Here is a 16,910-nt window from a genome sequence, read left to right as displayed (position 1 = left end):
GGCTTTCGGATTGGGCGTGCTACAGCGTGCCCACCGCGCACCGGACCAGCCCCCAGCCTTTGTCCATCCCGGCGGATTTGAGGCCGGTGACGAGGCGGTCCGACAGGAACAGCAGAGAGGGGACTTTCGGGTCCAGCCAGATATCCGGGCCGTTGAGGGCTTCGGGGATTATTATGAGGCGGTCTTCCTTGCCACTTCTCGGAAGGTATCGAATGCCGCCGCCTCGGCAGTTCAGCGGCGCGCTGGCGGGCCCACCTTCCGGCCCAAGCGCCTCATAGTTACCTATCGACCGTTTGTTGCCGACATTCAGAAGGTAGTACGGCTCGGGCGTCGTTAACCGCGTTTCTTCTGAGTCCATGATTGTGAGCGGGTGGAAGACTGTTTCTCCCAGTTCGAACCGTTCAAGAACAGTTTTCGCTGTTTCCGAAATCAAGGGGTAGCCACCTCCTGAGATGAACGGAGGGGGAATAAACTCGGGATGTGCGTTGAAATACCAAAGGTCGCCGACCTGCTCTTCGGTCAGGATTTCGCCGCGTTTCCAGCCAAGAGAAGATTCATCAACCATTCTCTTCGACCACTCAACTTCCTCTTGTGAGTTCAGCGCCCGCCACGCGTCACCAAGCTCTCTGCGACTTGCAGCTTGCACATCGTTGATATTGTTGACCGTCGTAGAAACCCACGCACAGGGTTCAACGCTCGCGTCGTTCGCCATCCGTCAAACCTCAATAATGTGGCGGGCGTTCGTCTCCGAAAACGACCCCGCCTGATCCTTCCTGCGCCCGTTCGGCCTCGCGCTGCAACAGCATCTCGACGCGGCGGGTCAGGCGATCAATCTCATCCTGCTGGCGGGTGACGACCGTGTTCAGCTCTTCGACAGTGCGGGTCAGGTGGGCGATCTGTTCTTCCAGATGCTGCATGGGTGAACTCCTGTTCCTGCGACGGTCATAGCGACCCTGTGACGCCAAGGCCAGCGAAAGCGCGCCTTGCCCCGATGCGGGCCATGGGATAGACCGCGCGCGGAACAAGGATACTCCCAAGGACGCCCCACATGGCCAAGCCCAAGAAACAGCCCCGCCCCAAGGCAATTACGCCCAAAGGGTTCCGCGACTATTTCGGCCAGGAAGTCTCGCAGCGCACCGAGATGCTGCGGACTATTGCGGACGTCTATCATCGTTACGGCTTCGACGCCCTGGAAAGCAGCGCGGTTGAAACCGTCGAAGCGCTGGGCAAATTCCTGCCCGACGTGGATCGCCCGAACGAGGGTGTGTTCGCATGGCAGGAGGTTGACGAAAACGACAAGGGCGACTGGATGGCCCTGCGCTATGACCTGACCGCGCCTTTGGCGCGTGTCTATGCGCAGCATCGCAACGATCTGCCCACGCCCTATCGCCGTTATGCGATGGGGCCGGTTTGGCGGAATGAAAAGCCGGGGCCGGGGCGCTATCGCCAGTTCTATCAGTGCGATGCCGATACTGTGGGCACGGCGTCGATGGCCGCGGATGCCGAGATCTGCGCGATGCTGTCGGACACGCTGGAAACCGTTGGCATTCCACGCGGTGATTATCTGGTGCGGGTTAATAACCGCAAGGTTTTGAACGGTGTGCTCGAGGCGATGGGGCTGGGTGAAGACGTCGCGGCCCGCGACAATGTTCTGCGTACTATCGACAAGTTCGACAAAGTGGGTGAGCAGGGCGTGCGAGAGTTGCTGACTAAAGGCCGTCTGGATGCCTCGGGGGCGTTTATTGATGGTGTCGGTCTCAGCGACGATCAGGCCGAGCCGGTAATTGCATTCCTTACATCGAAAGCTTCGGATACTGCCGGAACGCTGACCAATTTGCGTGCCGCCGTTGGCGATAGCAAGACCGGCGTGGACGGGATTGCTGAACTGGAACAGATCGGCGCATTGCTGGATGCCGGCGGTTACGGTGCGGGCAGGATTGAGATCGATCCCTCGGTCGTGCGTGGTCTCGGCTACTATACAGGACCGGTTTACGAGGCCGAGCTGACCTTTGAGATTTTCGACGAGAAAGGCCGTAAGCGGCAATTCGGGTCGGTCTCGGGCGGCGGTCGTTACGACGATCTGGTCAAACGCTTCACCGGGCAGGAAGTACCCGCGACCGGCATCTCCATAGGGGTGGACCGTCTGCTGGCCGCCCTGCGAGAAAAGGGCCGGATCGCTGCCGAGGCCACCGGCCCCGTGGTTGTCACCGTCATGGATCGGGACCGCATGGCCGACTATCAGGCTATGGTCGCCGAGCTGCGCAATGCAGGCATCCGGGCCGAGGTTTACCTGGGCAACCCCAAGAACTTCGGTAACCAGCTGAAATACGCGGATAAGCGCAACTCTCCGATCGCGGTGATCGAAGGTGGTGACGAAAAGGCCAACGGGATCGTTCAGATCAAGGATCTGATCCTTGGTGCCAAGATCGCCGAAAGCGCGACGCTGGAAGAATGGAAAGAGCGCCCCAGTCAGTTCGAAGTGCCACGCGGCGATTTGGTCGCCAAGGTGCGTGAAATTCTGGACAGTCAGGACTGACCCATGCCCAATCGTTCCCAGATACAAGCCCGCGCCGCGATGATGCGCGTCCGGTTCGAGGCTGCAGGTGCGCAGGTCGTCGATCCACCGCTGCTGCAACCGGCCGAAACATTGCTGGACCTCTACGGCGAAGATATTCGCGCGCGCGCCTATGTGACCTCTGACGCGCTTCGGGGCGAGCAGATGCTGCGCCCCGACTTCACCATGCCGGTGGTGCAAATGCACATGAGCGAGGGCGCAGAACCCGCGCGCTACACCTATTCCGGTGAGGTGTTCCGCCGTCAGGAGCACGATCCGGATCGGTCGAACGAGTACATTCAGGTCGGCTATGAGGTGTTCGACCGCGATGACCCCTCGGGTGCCGATGCCGAGGTGTTTTCACTGTTCGCCCTGCAACTGCGCGGCCTGCCCCTGCGCGCGGCGACCGGGGATATCGGTATCCTGACCGCGGCTGTTCAGGGCCTGCGCACGACCGACCGTCGCAAAGCGGCGCTGATGCGGCATCTGTGGCGTCCACGCCGGTTTCGGGTTCTGCTGGATCGCTTCGCCGGACGCAAACCCGGCCCGGAGGGGCGTGACGCTCTGTTGAGCGCGGAAAACCCGTTGGACAACGACATTCCCATGATCGGCAAGCGCCGCGCGTCCGAGGTTGAGGCGCGGATCGAAGCTCTGCGCGAGGATCGTGATACGCCGCCGATTTCCGATAGCGAACTGGCCGGGTTGGAAACGCTGTTGAACGTGCGCGAGACCATGCCCTTCGCGTTGGAACAACTGCGCGACGTGGCGGTGGACCTGCCGCAGATTACCCCTGCATTGGACCAGCTCGAAGCTCGGATAGCGTCTCTGCAAGCGCGCGGTGTCGATGTGGATCGACTGGATTTCGAGGCCGCCTATGGCCGGACTTCGATGGAATATTACGACGGGTTCGTTTTTGGTTTTTACGCCGAGGGCCGCCCCGATCTACCGCCGATTGCCACCGGCGGGCGCTATGACGCGCTGACCCGGCAACTGGGCAACGGCACCGAAATCCCCGCTGTAGGCGGCGTCATTCGCCCCGACCTGATGCTGGAGATTGAGGAGGGCGCGCAATGAGGCTGAAACTTGGTGTACCCTCCAAGGGCCGGTTGATGGAGAAGACCTTCGGTTGGTTCGAAAAGCGCGACATCATCCTGTCGCGCAGCGGATCGGACCGAGAATATGCGGGAAAGGTCGAAGGGATCGGTGGCGTTTCGCTGGTCCTGTTGTCCGCCGGGGAAATCCCGCGCGAACTGGCCGCGGGGCGCATTCACTTGGGTGTCACCGGGACTGACCTCGTGCATGAGAAACTGCCGCGTTGGGAACAGCAGGTCGAAGATATCTCACCGCTTGGGTTTGGCAATGCTGACCTGATCATCGCCACGCCTGCCTGCTGGGTGGATGTGGACACGCTGGACGATCTGGATGCGGTAGCGGCGGCGTTTCGGAAGACCCACGGCCACCGGCTGAGGATTGCCACCAAGTACCACCGGCTGGTGCGCGAGTTCCTGACTGATGCAGGCGTGGCCGACTACACTTTGGTTGACAGTCAGGGTGCAACCGAAGGCACAGTAAAGAACGAAACCGCCGAAGCGATTGCCGATATTACTTCGACGGGGGAAACGCTGCGGGCTAACCACCTGAAAATCCTGTCGGACGGGCTGATCCTGCAATCACAGGCGACGCTGTGGCGCAGCCGGGTGGCGAAATGCGATGCAGAAGAGAAGGCGGTACTGACCGAGTTGCTGGATCGGTTGGGTTAAAGCACGCCAATTTCCGCCAACGCGCGGTTGAGATCATCGGGCAGGGCGTCGTCCTGCTCGCGTCCTTTGGGCAGATCGGCGGGAGTGTCCTCGGGTTTCAGATAACGCCAGCCCTGGAAAGGGCGTTTCAGGGCGTTCTGGGTGCGGTGGACCTCGGGGCTCAGCACGATGGCGCAGCGGCGGATGCCGTCTTCGCCGCGCACCTCATCCAACCGCAGGATGCGTTGGCGGCACTGGATCACGCCCTTGATGACCCAATAGATTGATCCACCGTTCAGAATCTCGGCCTCGCGCTTGGGCCACATGCGGGTGACGTGGCGCGGGCAGCCGTCCTCAAAAAGCGGCCTGCGGCTGTCTTGCCACGCGATCAGCGAGTCGACGCTCTCTGATCCGACCGAAAGTTTTATGAGGTTTACGTACTTATCCACAGCTTTCCCACAGAGTCGCCCCAAGGTTCATCTTTATATTGTAGCTTGGTCTTCGCTGCTATCAAGGTGTTGTGGTTGGGGTGTGAATTGGGGTAGTCTGTATCCCTCTTCTAACACAGGGAATCGCCAATGAGCCGCTTTGCCGCCCCCATCGCCGAGCAGATCTGGGATATGAAATACCGCTTCAAAAAGGCGGATGGCACGCCCATCGACCAGACGGTCGAGGACAGCTGGCGGCGCATCGCCCGCGATCTGGCGCGGGTCGAGAATGACCCGGCCCATTGGGAAGAAAAGTTCTTTGCGGCGCTGGAAGATTTTAAATACCTGCCCGCTGGTCGCATCACCGCAGGCGCAGGTACCGCGCGGCAAGTGACGCTTTTCAACTGCTTTGTCATGGGCACGGTGCCGGACAGCATGGGTGGCATTTTCGACATGCTGAAAGAGGCCGCGCTGACGATGCAGCAGGGTGGGGGGATCGGTTACGATTTCTCGACCATCCGACCGCGCGGGGCGGATGTGCACGGGGTAGCGGCTGATGCTTCGGGGCCGCTGAGCTTTATGGACGTATGGGATGCGATGTGCCGGACGATCATGTCCGCAGGTTCGCGTCGCGGGGCGATGATGGCGACCATGCGTTGCGATCACCCGGATATCGAACAATTCATCACCGCCAAGTCTGACCCGGCACGTCTGCGCATGTTCAATATGTCGGTGCTGGTGACCGATCCGTTCATGGAGGCGGTCAAGGCTGATGGCCCGTGGGAGCTGGTGTTTGGTGACAAGGTCTATCACACCGTTCAGGCCCGTGATCTGTGGAACAAGATCATGCAAGCCACATACGACTATGCCGAGCCGGGTGTGATCTTCATCGACCGCATCAATCAGGCCAATAACCTGAGCTATGTCGAGACCATCGCGGCGACAAACCCCTGCGGTGAGCAACCCTTGCCGCCCTATGGTGCGTGCCTGCTGGGCTCGATCAACTTGGCTCGCCTCGTGACCGAGCCGTTTGGGGACGCCGCTCATCTGGACGAGGCGGCGCTGCAGGAACTGGTCGCCACCGCCGTTCGCATGATGGACAACGTGGTGGACGCGTCGAAATTCCCGCTGCCGGAACAGGCCGCCGAGGCGCAGGCCAAACGCCGGATCGGGTTGGGTGTGACCGGTCTGGCGGATGCACTTCTGATGCTGGGCCTGCGCTATGGGTCCGACGAGGCGGCGCGTCAGACCGAGCGCTGGCTGAAAGCGATCGCCCGCGCCGCGTATCTGGCGTCGGTGGACTTGGCGAAGGAGAAAGGCGCATTCCCTCTGTTTGATGCCGAGAAATATCTGGCCAGTGGCACCATGCAGCAGATGGACGAGGACGTGCGTGATGCAATCCGCGAGCATGGTATCCGCAACGCTCTGCTGACTTCGATCGCGCCGACTGGCACAATTTCGCTGTATGCCGGCAACGTGTCCTCGGGTATCGAGCCGGTCTTTGCCTATGCCTACACCCGCAAGGTACTGCAGAAAGATGGTTCTCGTACCGAAGAGGAAGTCGTGGACTACGCTGTGCAAATGTGGCGCGACAAGTTTGGCGACAAGGACCTGCCGGACTATTTCGTCAACGCGCAGACGCTGTCTCCGTCGGATCACGTGAAGATGCAGGCGGCGGCGCAGAAATGGATCGACAGCTCTATCTCGAAGACGATCAACTGTCCCGAGGATATCAGCTTTGACGCCTTCAAGGATGTCTACATGCAGGCCTGGGACCAGGGCTGCAAAGGCTGCACCACTTATCGCCCCAATGACGTGACGGGATCGGTTCTGACTGTATCTGAAAGTGCTGACACCGCGCCGGGTGAAAGCGTGGCGGCGCCGCATGAAGTTGACGGTGGCGAAGTCGTCTATATGTCCGAGCCGCTGGACCGCCCGCAGTCGCTGGAAGGATCGACTTACAAGCTGAAATGGCCCGATAGCGAGCACGCGATCTACCTGACCATCAACGATATTGTAATCGGCGGTCGTCGCCGTCCGTTCGAGGTGTTCATCAACTCGAAGAACATGGAGCATTACGCCTGGACGCTGGCGCTGACCCGCATGATCTCGGCCGTATTTCGTCGGGGTGGGGATGTGTCCTTTGTGGTCGAAGAACTGAAGGCCGTTTTTGATCCGCGCGGCGGTGCCTGGGTGAAGGGGAAGTACATCCCCTCGATCCTGGCGGCTATTGGCGGCGTGATTGAACAACACCTGATTAATATCGATTTCCTCGAGGGCGAAGGGATGGGGCTGAAATCTGATCCTCAGGCGCAGGTGGTCAACATGGATGCCCCCCGTGGCAAGGCGTGCCCATCTTGCGGCCAGTTCGACATGGTGATGATCGAAGGCTGCATGACCTGCCGTAGTTGCGGCCATTCCAAATGTGATGGATAATGCTTTATGTAAATGCTTGAACCGCCAGGCAATACGAACCCATTTCGGCGGTTTTGGCGCCCATAAACAAGGTCATTAGCGCCCACAACTCGCAAATCTAAGGATTTATAGGGAAACAAGGCGCCGGATCGTTGATCAACGGCGCTTTGTTTTTTGCGAGATTGGGAGTGTACGCAGAAGTCTTACGAGAATTGATGGCAACAAGCTTAGGCTCCAGACTCATTGATTTACAGCCAGAATAGGACTGTAGCAGCGAGAGCGATAGCTGAGAGGAATACTTTTGGGCATCGGTCATATCGGGTGGCAATCCGCCGCCAGTCCTTCAGGCGAGCGAACATGATCTCAATGCGGTTGCGGCGTTTGTAGCGACGCTTGTCATACCGGACAGGCTTGTCGCGTGACTTTCGACCTGGGATGCAGGGCCTAATTCCCCTGTCATTAAAGGCTTCGCGGAACCAGTCTGCGTCATAACCTCGATCTCCCAGCAGCCAGTCAGCCGATGGCAGACTGTTCACCAGAGCCTTGGCGCCCGTGTAATCGCTGACCTGGCCCGCGGATATGAAGAAGCGGATGGGGCGCCCGACACTGTCAGTAACAGCGTGCAGTTTCGTATTCATGCCGCTTTTGGTTCTACCGATCAGCCTGCCGCGCCCCCCTTTTTTAACCGCAGGCTGGAAGCCGTGCTGTGTGCTTTGAGGTATGTTGCGTCAATCATGATGGTCTTGTGATCCGGGCCTTCAGCAGCCAGCCCGGTCATGATCCGAGCGAATACACCCATATCGCTCCATCGTTTCCAGCGATTGTATAGCGTCTTTGGCGGCCCATATTCACGTGGCGCATCGGACCAACGTAACCCATTGCGGTTGATGAAAATAATCCCGCTCAGTACACGACGATCATCAACCCTCGGCCTGCCATGGCTCTTTGGAAAGTAAGGCCGAAGCCGCGAAATCTGCTCGTCGGTCAGCCAAAATAGATTGCTCATGATACACCCCTGAAACTCAAGGGGTTGAATCAGGCAGCCGAGTTGACGGCAACCAATTTAATGGGTCCAGAACCTAGCTTGGCAGTCTTAACCCCTGAGTTTTGCGACGAATTAATCTCATCAACACTAGCGGACGATCAAAATTTCACGCAGGCGCATTTAGTTGATGAAAACTATCAGTACTATCAGAATATTTGTGGTCCACTTGACTTTAAGGCGCTCGGTCTGTCGATGGAGGGCTTGCCCATGAAATCCAACGGTTTGCCATTCCCACTTGAGCAACAGATAGTCGATACCAGCCAAAATCCTGGCCGCTACCGGCTCTGCCAAAATTATGTAGAAGTTGCTGCAGGATACATGTGGTTTGGAGACAGTTTTTGGAAGCTCATAGGGCGTTCTTCACAATGCGTTCGTGAACGTTTGCCTGCAGAGGTATCTCTAGTAGACGCTGAGTGCTGGAAGCTGCGCTCTCAGGTGGACGTTTTTACCGATAGCTGTACAGCTGAATTGCAAGAAGGCGTACGTTCAGCTCTGTTTGATGACGTTCCGCCAAATGGTTGACGCACGTCAAATGACCAACAAGAGAAGTGAGTAACCGTCACGATTATACCAGATTGGGGCAATCGTGTAATTTTACATAGTCAAATGTTCTCGACTTGCCGATCTTCGGAGCAAACATGATTGGCAGGTCGCAGCCCTAAGCGGAAATACCCAACTAAACTTTGCAAATCCTGATAAGCGGACAAACCTGCCATTTGACACTTGGCGCCCAATATTCGGTTCCTGTTTTTGCGATGCAGCCAAAATTAATTCAGCACTGAATCAAAGCTCTCCTTCGATGAGAGAAAACAATTCGATAGGGCGAGCAAGGCCACGAACTTCGTGAAACCCACAAGGCAAAAACAGATCAGGTGACTCACCAGCAATCGCTGATGTCGCCAGCACTCTGTGGCCAATAGATTTGGTTAGACCCTCTATTCGACTGGCAACGTTCACTGCGCCCCCGAGAACCGTGAAATCAAGTCTTCCAGGACTGCCGACGTTGCCATAGCTGACTTGCCCAACATTGATCCCGATCCCAACATCCAATGACGGCTTATGGGCCTCAACGCGGCGACGGTTGAGCGTCGTCAAACCGGCCAATACACTTTGTGCGGCTTGCGCAGCCTTTCGGCATCGGTCGGCGTGATCAGCCTGAGTTGCGATGGTGAAGATCGACAGAATTCCGTCACCCATGAACTTGAGAACATCGCCACCGTTATCTTCCACAGACTGAACAACCAGATCAAAGTACCCGCTCAACGCGTCAAAAACATCTGCCTCGGTTGCGACTTCAGAAAGTGCCGTGAAACCTCGCAAATCAGAAAACATGACGACTGCTTCAAGGGTCGTTCTTTCGCCTCGCTTGATCCGCCCGTTCCACACGGCATCGGAGGGTCCATCGCCAAGATATGTTCGTAGTAGACCTTTGGCTGACTTGCGCATCGTGACAGGTTCCAAAGCGGAAGACAGAGCAGGCAGTGCTGCTTCAATCAACTCCAGATGCCGTGGTAAGAAGCCTTCTGGTTCTAGCGTGACAAACGTGCAGCCGTGCAAGGATCCATCGCCATAATACATCAGAGTCGCATAGTAATCTGTGCCACCCAACTCAGCGAATTCAAGATACGAAGAATGCTCAGTCTTTGGATCCAGTTGTCGCAGACTTTTGTGCAGAGGTTTTCTGTGTTCCAAAATGTACTCAAATGAGCTGCCAACATACCCTTCCGTCAACATAGTTTCATGAGTTACGTCGTAGCTGTCGGTTCCGTCAGGGGTCCAAACGACCCCCCATGCTATGAGTAAAGGATTGGCGAATCGCTGACCGATATTGACCCGCCAAAGCGGAACACCTTCCTCAATTAATGACGAGCAGAAATGAGAAACTACTTTCACGGGGTCGCCTGAGCGGCGTCCTTCGGTAATCATCCAGTCGGTCAGTTGTGCTACGGAGGCCATTTTCTCAAACTAGTTGCTTGGGCAAGATGATCAAAGAACCTTGGCTCTATTTTGAGCTGGATAATTCCAACTTGTTTCTAAACGCGCTGACCCGCTTACAGAAGCGTGAAGCGCTAGGGTGAAACGGCCTAGAGAAATTAAGTCGTTGACCCATACTGGCACTAGTTGTTTCGTATTCGGGACTTAAGTTGCGAGAATTCGGACGTTAGCCAAAGAGAGAGCCGCATCGTGATGCTCAAAAAACGAGTGTCGAAAATGGGGAAGCCTTGAAACGACCGGAAGCACATTGCCTCAATCTACACAGCTTGTCTGCTAACCAGCTGCGATAGCTGCCCGCATAAAAAGTTCCGGTCAGATTGACTACTAACGCGGTGCGGGCGAGCGCCTGTGCTCAAAAGTTGTTTTCAGGAAACGAGACGAGACCGACGCCAATGGCAGTCAGCAGTTCTTCATCCGTCACGAAACCGTCATCGTTTGTATCGATTTCGGCGAACAACTGTTCCGTGAAATCGGGATAGAAAGCCGCCAGTTCATCTAGTGACGCCAATCCGTCACCGTCCACATCCAGTGCAGCAGGCATTGCTACGACTGAGATAGCGCAGAACTGTCCCAGAAATGCGCCAAGCACCAGTTTGAACATAGTATTCCCTTGAATGGGTCGGGAACACAGGCCAAGCGCTCCCGACTAAGTGAGGCAGTTCGTGTAGCATGAAAGATGCTTTGCACTACCGGGAGTCTTTCTTCGACACTCGCTTCGAGATTGGGGGACTCTGATACCCTGGGGTCGCAATCGGGACAGCATCAGCAGTTTCATGCTACCAGCCGAATTTGCCACATGCTGTTTTAGTTGAAAAGCGAATTTACTTCATGCAAAATATTGGAAAAATGAATAGATAAGCCATGGACATTGAACTCGCACGAACATTTCTGGCGATTGTTGAAACGGGCAGTTTTTTGGAGGCTGCCAACAAGGTCTATGTCACACAATCAACAGTAAGCATGCGAATTCGATCACTGGAGCAACAGCTTGGGAGGCCAGTGTTCGAACGTGGAAAATCTGGCGCCACCCTTACTCCGGCCGGGCACCGTTTTCACAAACATGCGCAAGCACTTGTCAGGTGTTGGACACAGGCTCGAATTGACGCCGCCCTGCCGGATACTGTTGGAGCTGCTTTGGAAATAGGTGCCGTGCCCAGTCTGTGGGATGGGTTCCTGATTGACTTAATTCCGGAGATGATGCGGGCGTTCCCTAATGTGGCGATTCACGGATCAACAGTTTCCACTGAATCACTGTTAGGCCAAACCACTGCGGGCGCGCTGGACTTAGCTGTGATGTATGATCCACGGAATACGGTCGGGTTGACGGCCCTTCAGCTGTTTGAGGATGATTTTGTACTCGTTAGCAGCGATCTGGATATCTCGCGAAACCCATTTGAAGACAACTATGTTCTGATCGACTGGGGGTCAGAATTCCGTGCAGATCACCTGTTGAACTTTCCAGACATTCCGACGCCGATGTTGCAGCTCGGAATCGGCACGCTTGGCCTGAATTTCCTGAGAACTCGACCGGCCGCCGGGTATTTCCCTTGGCGGATTGTGTCGCGGGAAGTGGAAACCGGTTGGTTGAGGGTGATTGAGGATGCTCCGCGGTTTGCTTATGCCGCCTATGCCGTTATTGCAGATGATGACCCCGAAAACCTACCCTACAAAGCCGCACAGCTTTTGGGTGCCTTCGCAAAAAAACAATTTCCCGTCACGGCCTGAGATGTGAGACGCTTTCGCAGGTGATCATTTAGAAGGCGAAATATTAGTTTTCAGAGGCCTCTAACATATCGGTCGCTGCGGGCTGATTGTGGACTGACTCGAAAACTAGAACTGCGGTTATCCCAGCCACCAAAACACCGCCCAAGATGGCCCAGTACCTCCAACCAAAAGACGTTCTCAAGCGCATTTCTCTCTCCACGACCGTCAACCAGGACCTGAAAAGTATAAGACGGGAAAAAAATCTGCCAATTCTCGGCGCTTGAACCTCGAAGATATAACATTTTGAAAATAAGTACCTATTCCAATTTTCGATAGCACGGTTGAGAAAAAATCATAAGGTTTTGCACTCCGAAAAGGAGTTCCGATCACCTAAAATCACAAAGAGAACGGCCAAATCTGTGAATTGGAGGGAAAGGAGGTATCAATGGAAACGCGTTGGATCAATCACGTTACTAAGCACATAAGGCGGTTCATAACGTCAGACCGGTTCGGAATTGTGAAGGACCCGGCAGAAAAAACGCAGGATCTGAAAACCCGGCAGGATTGGGATGATGCCGCCGAGATATGGGATCCGTCCGAATTCGATCTGGAAAAAGAAAACCGGGAACGGCGCTTGCGCCCGAACGACTACGAATGGGAAGCAACCGGCGAATTTCCTTGGCGCGGGCACAGGCGCCGAATTAGAGGAGGATGACTGGAAGCATAAAGCGTGAAGATAGGATGATTCAGCTAAAGCCGACTTGATTCCCATATTCCTGGATCAGTCAGTGTCAGGAAATGAACAGCACAATGAGTGAAAAATGCCTTGTCAGTTCATCACCAGGCAGGGTTCTTCTTTCAGCGCTCAGTGACTTCCTCCAACCGGTCTCCTATTCGAAGGATGCAACCGTGCTGGTGTCTGAATTTCTGTCCTGGTTCATCAAAGATGCCAGGCCCAGAACCAAAGGCAGCCTTCGAGATCACCCGGCCACGAAAAAATGTACCCGTATAGATCAGTAGACGAAATGATACCGGTGTCCCGCTGATCAAAGGCGATTGCAGGTGTTTTGTTATTGTTTCACCTTTGTCGAACCGGGGTATCGCTACAACGCACTACAGCTTCGGCCCCGTGAACGTCGAGCATGAATTCCTGCCCATGATCGATTGAAAACAATTGAGATTACGTAAAGTTTTACGTCGCTTTAGACCTCTCAGGTCGAAAACAGCGCAGCACCATCAGCGCGTTTTGGCAAAATTCAGCACCAAACAAAAATGGTGTACAGAATGTTGGAAGTTCATTCGATTCCCGGTGTATTTACCACGCGGGAATGTGAGCAGATTGTTGCTGCATCAAAAACAGCCCCGACGAACGAGGCATTGCTGGTCGGGCAGAACAAGGATCACAATCTGCGCAGGGCAGAGGTGACCTGGCTAGATGACGTCAGCGGCACTGGTTGGGTGATGGCACGACTGATTGATGTGGTCCGTCGCTCCAATACCGACAAGTTCGGCTTTGATCTGCGCGAATTTGCTGAAAGCCCACAGGTTGCATGCTACAAAGCGTCAGATGGAGGTCATTTTGCGTGGCATTCCGATATAGGGGACGGGCCAGCCGCTCGAAAAAGAAAGTTGTCGCTGGTCGTTCAACTCAGCAAACCTGGGATGTACGACGGTGGCGATCTGGAGATTATGCCGGGCGCTTATGCGGTAACCGCTAGCCGATACCAAGGCTGCGCGACCATTTTCCCGAGTTTCCTGCTCCATCAGGTGACACCAGTAGAACATGGTGAGCGACACTCGTTGACGGTCTGGGCGCATGGCCCGGTGTTTCGGTGATGATGTCAGCCGTAGACTGGCATTAATCCGGGCCCATAATGAGTTCATCAGATCAAAAGCGGCATCATTGCCGTCGCGAGGCTCAGAACAAGGAAGAACCCTGCCATGTCGGTGATAGTCGTCAGCAAAGGGCCGCTGGCCACCGCGGGGTCCTGGCCGATGCGCTTCAACAACAAGGGCAGGACACCACCGATTGATACAGCGACGATGGTATTGAGCCCAAGCGCCCCGCCGATCACCAAACCCAGAAACGGATTGCCTTTCCACATCCAGGCAACGACGCCGATCAGAAGCCCAAGAACGAACCCGTTGATCAATCCGACCGACACTTCCTTGATCCAGACCCGCATGGCATCAATCGGACGGGCAAGGCCGAGGGACAGTTCGCGCATGCTGACGGCGACCGCCTGATTGCCCGAGCAGCCGCTCATGTCGGATACCATCGGCAGGAACACGGCGAGCGCGATCACAGCAGCGAGGGTTTGTTCGTAGGCGGCGATCACACTGGCGGCGATCACGTTTAGAACGATATTGGCCGAGAGCCATTGTAGGCGCCGCCGCGCCCGAAGTGGCAGGGGCATCGACCGAAGTTCATCGCCGAAGACACCCTGACGTTTCAGGCTGGACGACTCCGCGCGTTTCAGCAGAGCTTCATCGACGGCAGACCTGGAGACGACACCCACCAGATGCCCGTCTGCCTCGACGACCGGCAATCCAAGAAACGGGTTTTCATCGAACAGGTCTTCCAGTTTCTCCAGCGGCATGTTGGCCTGGACGGTTAGTGGAGGCACCATGATCTCAGTTAGACGCGCGCTTCGACGCGTGGATACAAGACTGCGTAAAGAAACGACACCAATAGGTGCGCCTTTCGAATTCAATACGTAAGGATGCTGACCCCGATAACGTTCAAGGTCATATTCTTCGTTTGCGAACCGCCGCAACACCTTTCCAACTGTGTCGGTTTCGGAAAAAGTGAAGGCTTCAGCAACCATAAGGCCGCCCGCGACATCGTCCTCGTACTCCACCAAACGACGAACATCTGCGGCGTCTTCGGGATCCATCCGAGTAAGGATCGCTTCCGCGTCCGCGTCCTCAAGTTCTCCAATGACATCAGCCTGAACATCCGAATCCAGTTCTTCGATAACCTCTGCGGCCTGCTCCGACTCCATGCGCTCAACAAGATCGACTGCCAGCGCGTTCGGCGCTTCTTCGACAAGTTCGGCAGCCAGCTCCGGTGGCAGCAACGACAATGCGACGCTCCGCTGTTCTACCGGCAGATTGAGTAACTCACGCAATGCATCGCTCAATGGAAGAGGATCAAGCAGGTTTGCAAGTTCAGCCCCGTCACGCTCTGACAAAGCCTGCTGCAACTGCATTTCCAGTTCCCTTGGGAAAGTGTCTGTGTCGCTCATATTCATTTCTTTGGTGGGGATTCTGGTCAATGCCAGGCTTATAACAGATTTTTTTTGCCTATAGACAAATAATTCTTGCCAATATAGGGGAAGTCATGCGTGAAAATGACTGGATATCTATGACCGCTGAACGCTTGGCGGAACTTTACGATCAGGACTTTGGCGGTAAGGCAAATGGACGTTATCGAATCCCGGACAAGCTCGTGCGTCGGATCGCAGGGCGTAGACGTTTATACGAAACGGACATCCGCGGATTGTCAGTCGCGCTCTTTGAACTTGGGTACGTGTTAATCGATATGGACACGTTTTATGTTGTTATGAGCGCCAATTCGTTTGTGAACTACAGGCGTGCCAACGATGAATGCACAGAGTAGATGCCATGGTGAAGCGTGCCGCACACCCAGAGATCATAGGTTGGCGTGAACGCATCAGCCTGCCCGACTTTGGAATAGAGAATATACCGGCCAAGATAGACACGGGCGCGAGAACCGCAGCGCTCCATGCTGTGGATCAGTCAGTGTTCGAGATTGACGGCGAGCGATGGGTCGAGTTCATGATACCAGTCCAAAACCGCCGTTCGCCAAACCGGGTTCGAACCAGGGTTGTCGACGAACGCGAGATTAAGAACACCGGAGGTGTCCCCGAACGTCGACTGATTGTGAGAACGCAGCTTTTGCTCGGGCGGCATCGCTGGCAGATCGACGTCTCTCTGGCCAACCGTGCGAAGATGGAATTTGATCTGATCCTTGGCCGCACCGCTATTCGCAGGCGGGGGATTCTTGTCGATCCGGGTCACTCCTATCTGCTGGGTTCCGGAAAAGCTCCAACAGGGAAAAAAAAGAAAGCAAGAAGCAGGGACCCGGAGGGACAACGCCAATGAAATTTGTCATGCTGGCCCGGAACCCGGGCCTTTATTCGCACCGTCGTCTGAAAGAAGCCGCAGAGCAGCGCGGACACGAGCTGGATATCGTGAACACTCTGCGCTGCTATATGAACATCGCTTCACGCCGACCTGAGGTCTATTACGATGGTAAGAAGCTTGGGCGTTATGACGCTGTGATCCCCCGGATCGGAGCATCGGTCACTTTTTATGGATTGGCCGTGCTGCGGCAATTCGAAATCATGGGGGTCTTCCCGCTCAACGAGTCAGTGGCGATTGGCAGATCGCGCGACAAGCTGCGTTCAATGCAGCTCATGGCGCGGGACGGCATTGGCCTGCCTGTTACCACCTTCGCCCATGACCCGAAGCAAACCGGTGAAGTCCTCAAACTTGCGGGCGACGCGCCACTGGTGGTCAAGCTGTTGGAGGGCACACAGGGTATTGGGGTGGTTCTTGCCGACTCAAACCGGTCGGCAAAATCCGTGGTCGAGGCATTTCGCGGCGCGAAAGTTAACATCATGGTGCAGGAGTTCATCAAGGAAGCGGGCGGCGCGGATATTCGTGCGCTCGTGGTTGGTGGGCGCGTGATTGCAGCGATGCAGCGGAAAGGGGCAGAAGGAGAGTTCCGATCCAATCTACACCGGGGTGGAAGTGCCCAACCCATCAAGATCTCACCCGAGGAACGCTCTACCGCTGTGCGCGCGGCCAAGACGATGGGGCTCAATGTTTGCGGCGTGGACATGTTGCGAGCCAATCATGGTGCCGTGGTCATGGAGGTGAACTCCTCACCCGGTCTGGAGGGAGTTGAAAAGGCAACTGGCATCGATGTTGCCGGCAAGATCATCGAGTTTCTGGAAAAGAACGCCGCCAAGGGAAACACCAAGACCAGAGGGCGCGGGTAA

The 16,910-nt window shown here is 55.8% G+C and carries 18 protein-coding genes; 11 read left to right on the top strand and 7 right to left on the bottom strand.

Features of this window, described 5'->3' with window-relative positions:
* Window positions 1-19: 19 nt before the first annotated feature.
* Both ACR1XY_RS04950 and ACR1XY_RS04945 read right to left on the bottom strand, forming a co-directional pair.
* Window positions 20-712, bottom strand: a complete 693-nt coding sequence (locus tag ACR1XY_RS04950; RefSeq protein WP_480590466.1) for an imm11 family protein — start codon at window positions 710-712, stop codon at window positions 20-22.
* 10 nt (window positions 713-722) lie between these two features.
* Complete coding sequence (locus tag ACR1XY_RS04945; protein WP_480590464.1) at window positions 723-917, bottom strand: SlyX family protein; 195 nt, start codon at window positions 915-917, stop codon at window positions 723-725.
* A gap of 131 nt (window positions 918-1,048) precedes the next feature.
* Here ACR1XY_RS04945 and hisS point away from each other — a divergent pair, with 131 nt between their 5' ends.
* Genes hisS through hisG form a run of 3 tightly spaced genes read left to right on the top strand, consistent with a single transcriptional unit; the run spans window position 1,049 to window position 4,314 of the window.
* Window positions 1,049-2,536 carry a histidine--tRNA ligase gene (hisS, locus tag ACR1XY_RS04940; RefSeq protein ID WP_480590461.1) on the top strand — a complete coding sequence of 496 codons (1,488 nt, stop codon included), beginning with the start codon at window positions 1,049-1,051 and terminating at the stop codon, window positions 2,534-2,536.
* Window positions 2,537-2,539: 3 nt separating this feature from the next.
* A complete protein-coding gene (locus tag ACR1XY_RS04935) occupies window positions 2,540-3,628 on the top strand; it encodes an ATP phosphoribosyltransferase regulatory subunit (protein ID WP_480590458.1) in 1,089 nt (362 codons plus the stop codon).
* Entirely contained in the window at window positions 3,625-4,314 is a 690-nt protein-coding gene (gene hisG / locus ACR1XY_RS04930) for an ATP phosphoribosyltransferase (RefSeq protein WP_480590455.1), read from the top strand. Before ACR1XY_RS04935 ends, hisG begins: the two co-directional genes overlap by 4 nt.
* On the opposite strand, the gene ACR1XY_RS04925 is transcribed toward hisG, so the two are convergent.
* Window positions 4,311-4,742: a DUF1489 family protein gene (locus ACR1XY_RS04925; RefSeq protein ID WP_480590452.1), complete on the bottom strand. Its 432-nt coding sequence runs from the start codon at window positions 4,740-4,742 to the stop codon at window positions 4,311-4,313. The genes hisG and ACR1XY_RS04925 overlap by 4 nt on opposite strands.
* 129 nt (window positions 4,743-4,871) lie before the next feature.
* Between ACR1XY_RS04925 and ACR1XY_RS04920 the strand changes: the two genes are divergently transcribed.
* Window positions 4,872-7,157, top strand: a complete 2,286-nt coding sequence (locus ACR1XY_RS04920) for an adenosylcobalamin-dependent ribonucleoside-diphosphate reductase (protein ID WP_480590449.1) — start codon at window positions 4,872-4,874, stop codon at window positions 7,155-7,157.
* A 227-nt stretch (window positions 7,158-7,384) separates the two neighbouring features.
* Here ACR1XY_RS04920 and ACR1XY_RS04915 read toward each other — a convergent pair.
* Window positions 7,385-8,142, bottom strand: a protein-coding gene (locus ACR1XY_RS04915) for an IS5 family transposase (RefSeq protein ID WP_480590447.1) whose coding sequence is annotated in 2 segments (ribosomal slippage) — window positions 7,385-7,821 and window positions 7,821-8,142 — 759 coding nt in all. Because the reading frame shifts where the segments join, the coding sequence is not laid out codon by codon here.
* 78 nt (window positions 8,143-8,220) lie between these two features.
* Here ACR1XY_RS04915 and ACR1XY_RS04910 point away from each other — a divergent pair.
* Window positions 8,221-8,703 (top strand): hypothetical protein, encoded by a 483-nt coding sequence (locus tag ACR1XY_RS04910; RefSeq protein ID WP_480590444.1) that lies wholly within the window; start codon window positions 8,221-8,223, stop codon window positions 8,701-8,703.
* A gap of 261 nt (window positions 8,704-8,964) precedes the next feature.
* On the opposite strand, the gene ACR1XY_RS04905 is transcribed toward ACR1XY_RS04910, so the two are convergent.
* Both ACR1XY_RS04905 and ACR1XY_RS04900 read right to left on the bottom strand, forming a co-directional pair.
* A complete protein-coding gene (locus ACR1XY_RS04905; RefSeq protein WP_480590441.1) occupies window positions 8,965-10,074 on the bottom strand; it encodes an adenylate/guanylate cyclase domain-containing protein in 1,110 nt (369 codons plus the stop codon).
* 454 nt (window positions 10,075-10,528) lie between these two features.
* Window positions 10,529-10,777: an EF-hand domain-containing protein gene (locus ACR1XY_RS04900; RefSeq protein ID WP_480590438.1), complete on the bottom strand. Its 249-nt coding sequence runs from the start codon at window positions 10,775-10,777 to the stop codon at window positions 10,529-10,531.
* A gap of 260 nt (window positions 10,778-11,037) precedes the next feature.
* Between ACR1XY_RS04900 and ACR1XY_RS04895 the strand changes: the two genes are divergently transcribed.
* From ACR1XY_RS04895 to ACR1XY_RS04885, 3 genes are all read left to right on the top strand, one after another.
* Window positions 11,038-11,901, top strand: coding sequence for a LysR family transcriptional regulator (locus ACR1XY_RS04895; protein ID WP_480590436.1), 864 nt, complete (start codon window positions 11,038-11,040; stop codon window positions 11,899-11,901).
* Window positions 11,902-12,325: 424 nt separating this feature from the next.
* On the top strand, window positions 12,326-12,595 hold the full coding sequence (locus ACR1XY_RS04890; protein ID WP_480590433.1) for a hypothetical protein: 270 nt from the start codon (window positions 12,326-12,328) through the stop codon (window positions 12,593-12,595).
* 569 nt (window positions 12,596-13,164) lie between these two features.
* The gene (locus ACR1XY_RS04885) at window positions 13,165-13,716 is read left to right on the top strand and encodes a 2OG-Fe(II) oxygenase (RefSeq protein WP_480590430.1); all 552 of its coding nucleotides are present in this window, start codon (window positions 13,165-13,167) and stop codon (window positions 13,714-13,716) included.
* A gap of 47 nt (window positions 13,717-13,763) precedes the next feature.
* Here ACR1XY_RS04885 and mgtE read toward each other — a convergent pair whose 3' ends face one another.
* Window positions 13,764-15,128 (bottom strand): magnesium transporter, encoded by a 1,365-nt coding sequence (mgtE, locus tag ACR1XY_RS04880; protein ID WP_480590427.1) that lies wholly within the window; start codon window positions 15,126-15,128, stop codon window positions 13,764-13,766.
* Between the two features lie 95 nt (window positions 15,129-15,223).
* On the opposite strand from mgtE, the gene ACR1XY_RS04875 reads away from it, so the two are divergent.
* From ACR1XY_RS04875 to rimK, 3 genes are read left to right on the top strand one after another with little or no spacing between them, the layout of a single operon-like run.
* On the top strand, window positions 15,224-15,502 hold the full coding sequence (locus tag ACR1XY_RS04875) for a hypothetical protein (protein ID WP_480590424.1): 279 nt from the start codon (window positions 15,224-15,226) through the stop codon (window positions 15,500-15,502).
* A 5-nt stretch (window positions 15,503-15,507) separates the two neighbouring features.
* Window positions 15,508-16,008 carry an ATP-dependent zinc protease family protein gene (locus ACR1XY_RS04870; RefSeq protein WP_480590421.1) on the top strand — a complete coding sequence of 167 codons (501 nt, stop codon included), beginning with the start codon at window positions 15,508-15,510 and terminating at the stop codon, window positions 16,006-16,008.
* Window positions 16,005-16,910 (top strand): 30S ribosomal protein S6--L-glutamate ligase, encoded by a 906-nt coding sequence (rimK, locus tag ACR1XY_RS04865; protein ID WP_480590419.1) that lies wholly within the window; start codon window positions 16,005-16,007, stop codon window positions 16,908-16,910. Before ACR1XY_RS04870 ends, rimK begins: the two co-directional genes overlap by 4 nt.

Source organism: Ruegeria sp. AD11(2025) (assembly GCF_056542405.1).
Note: the sequence above shows the minus strand (reverse complement) of the source record. Positions and strands in the feature narration are given on the sequence as shown.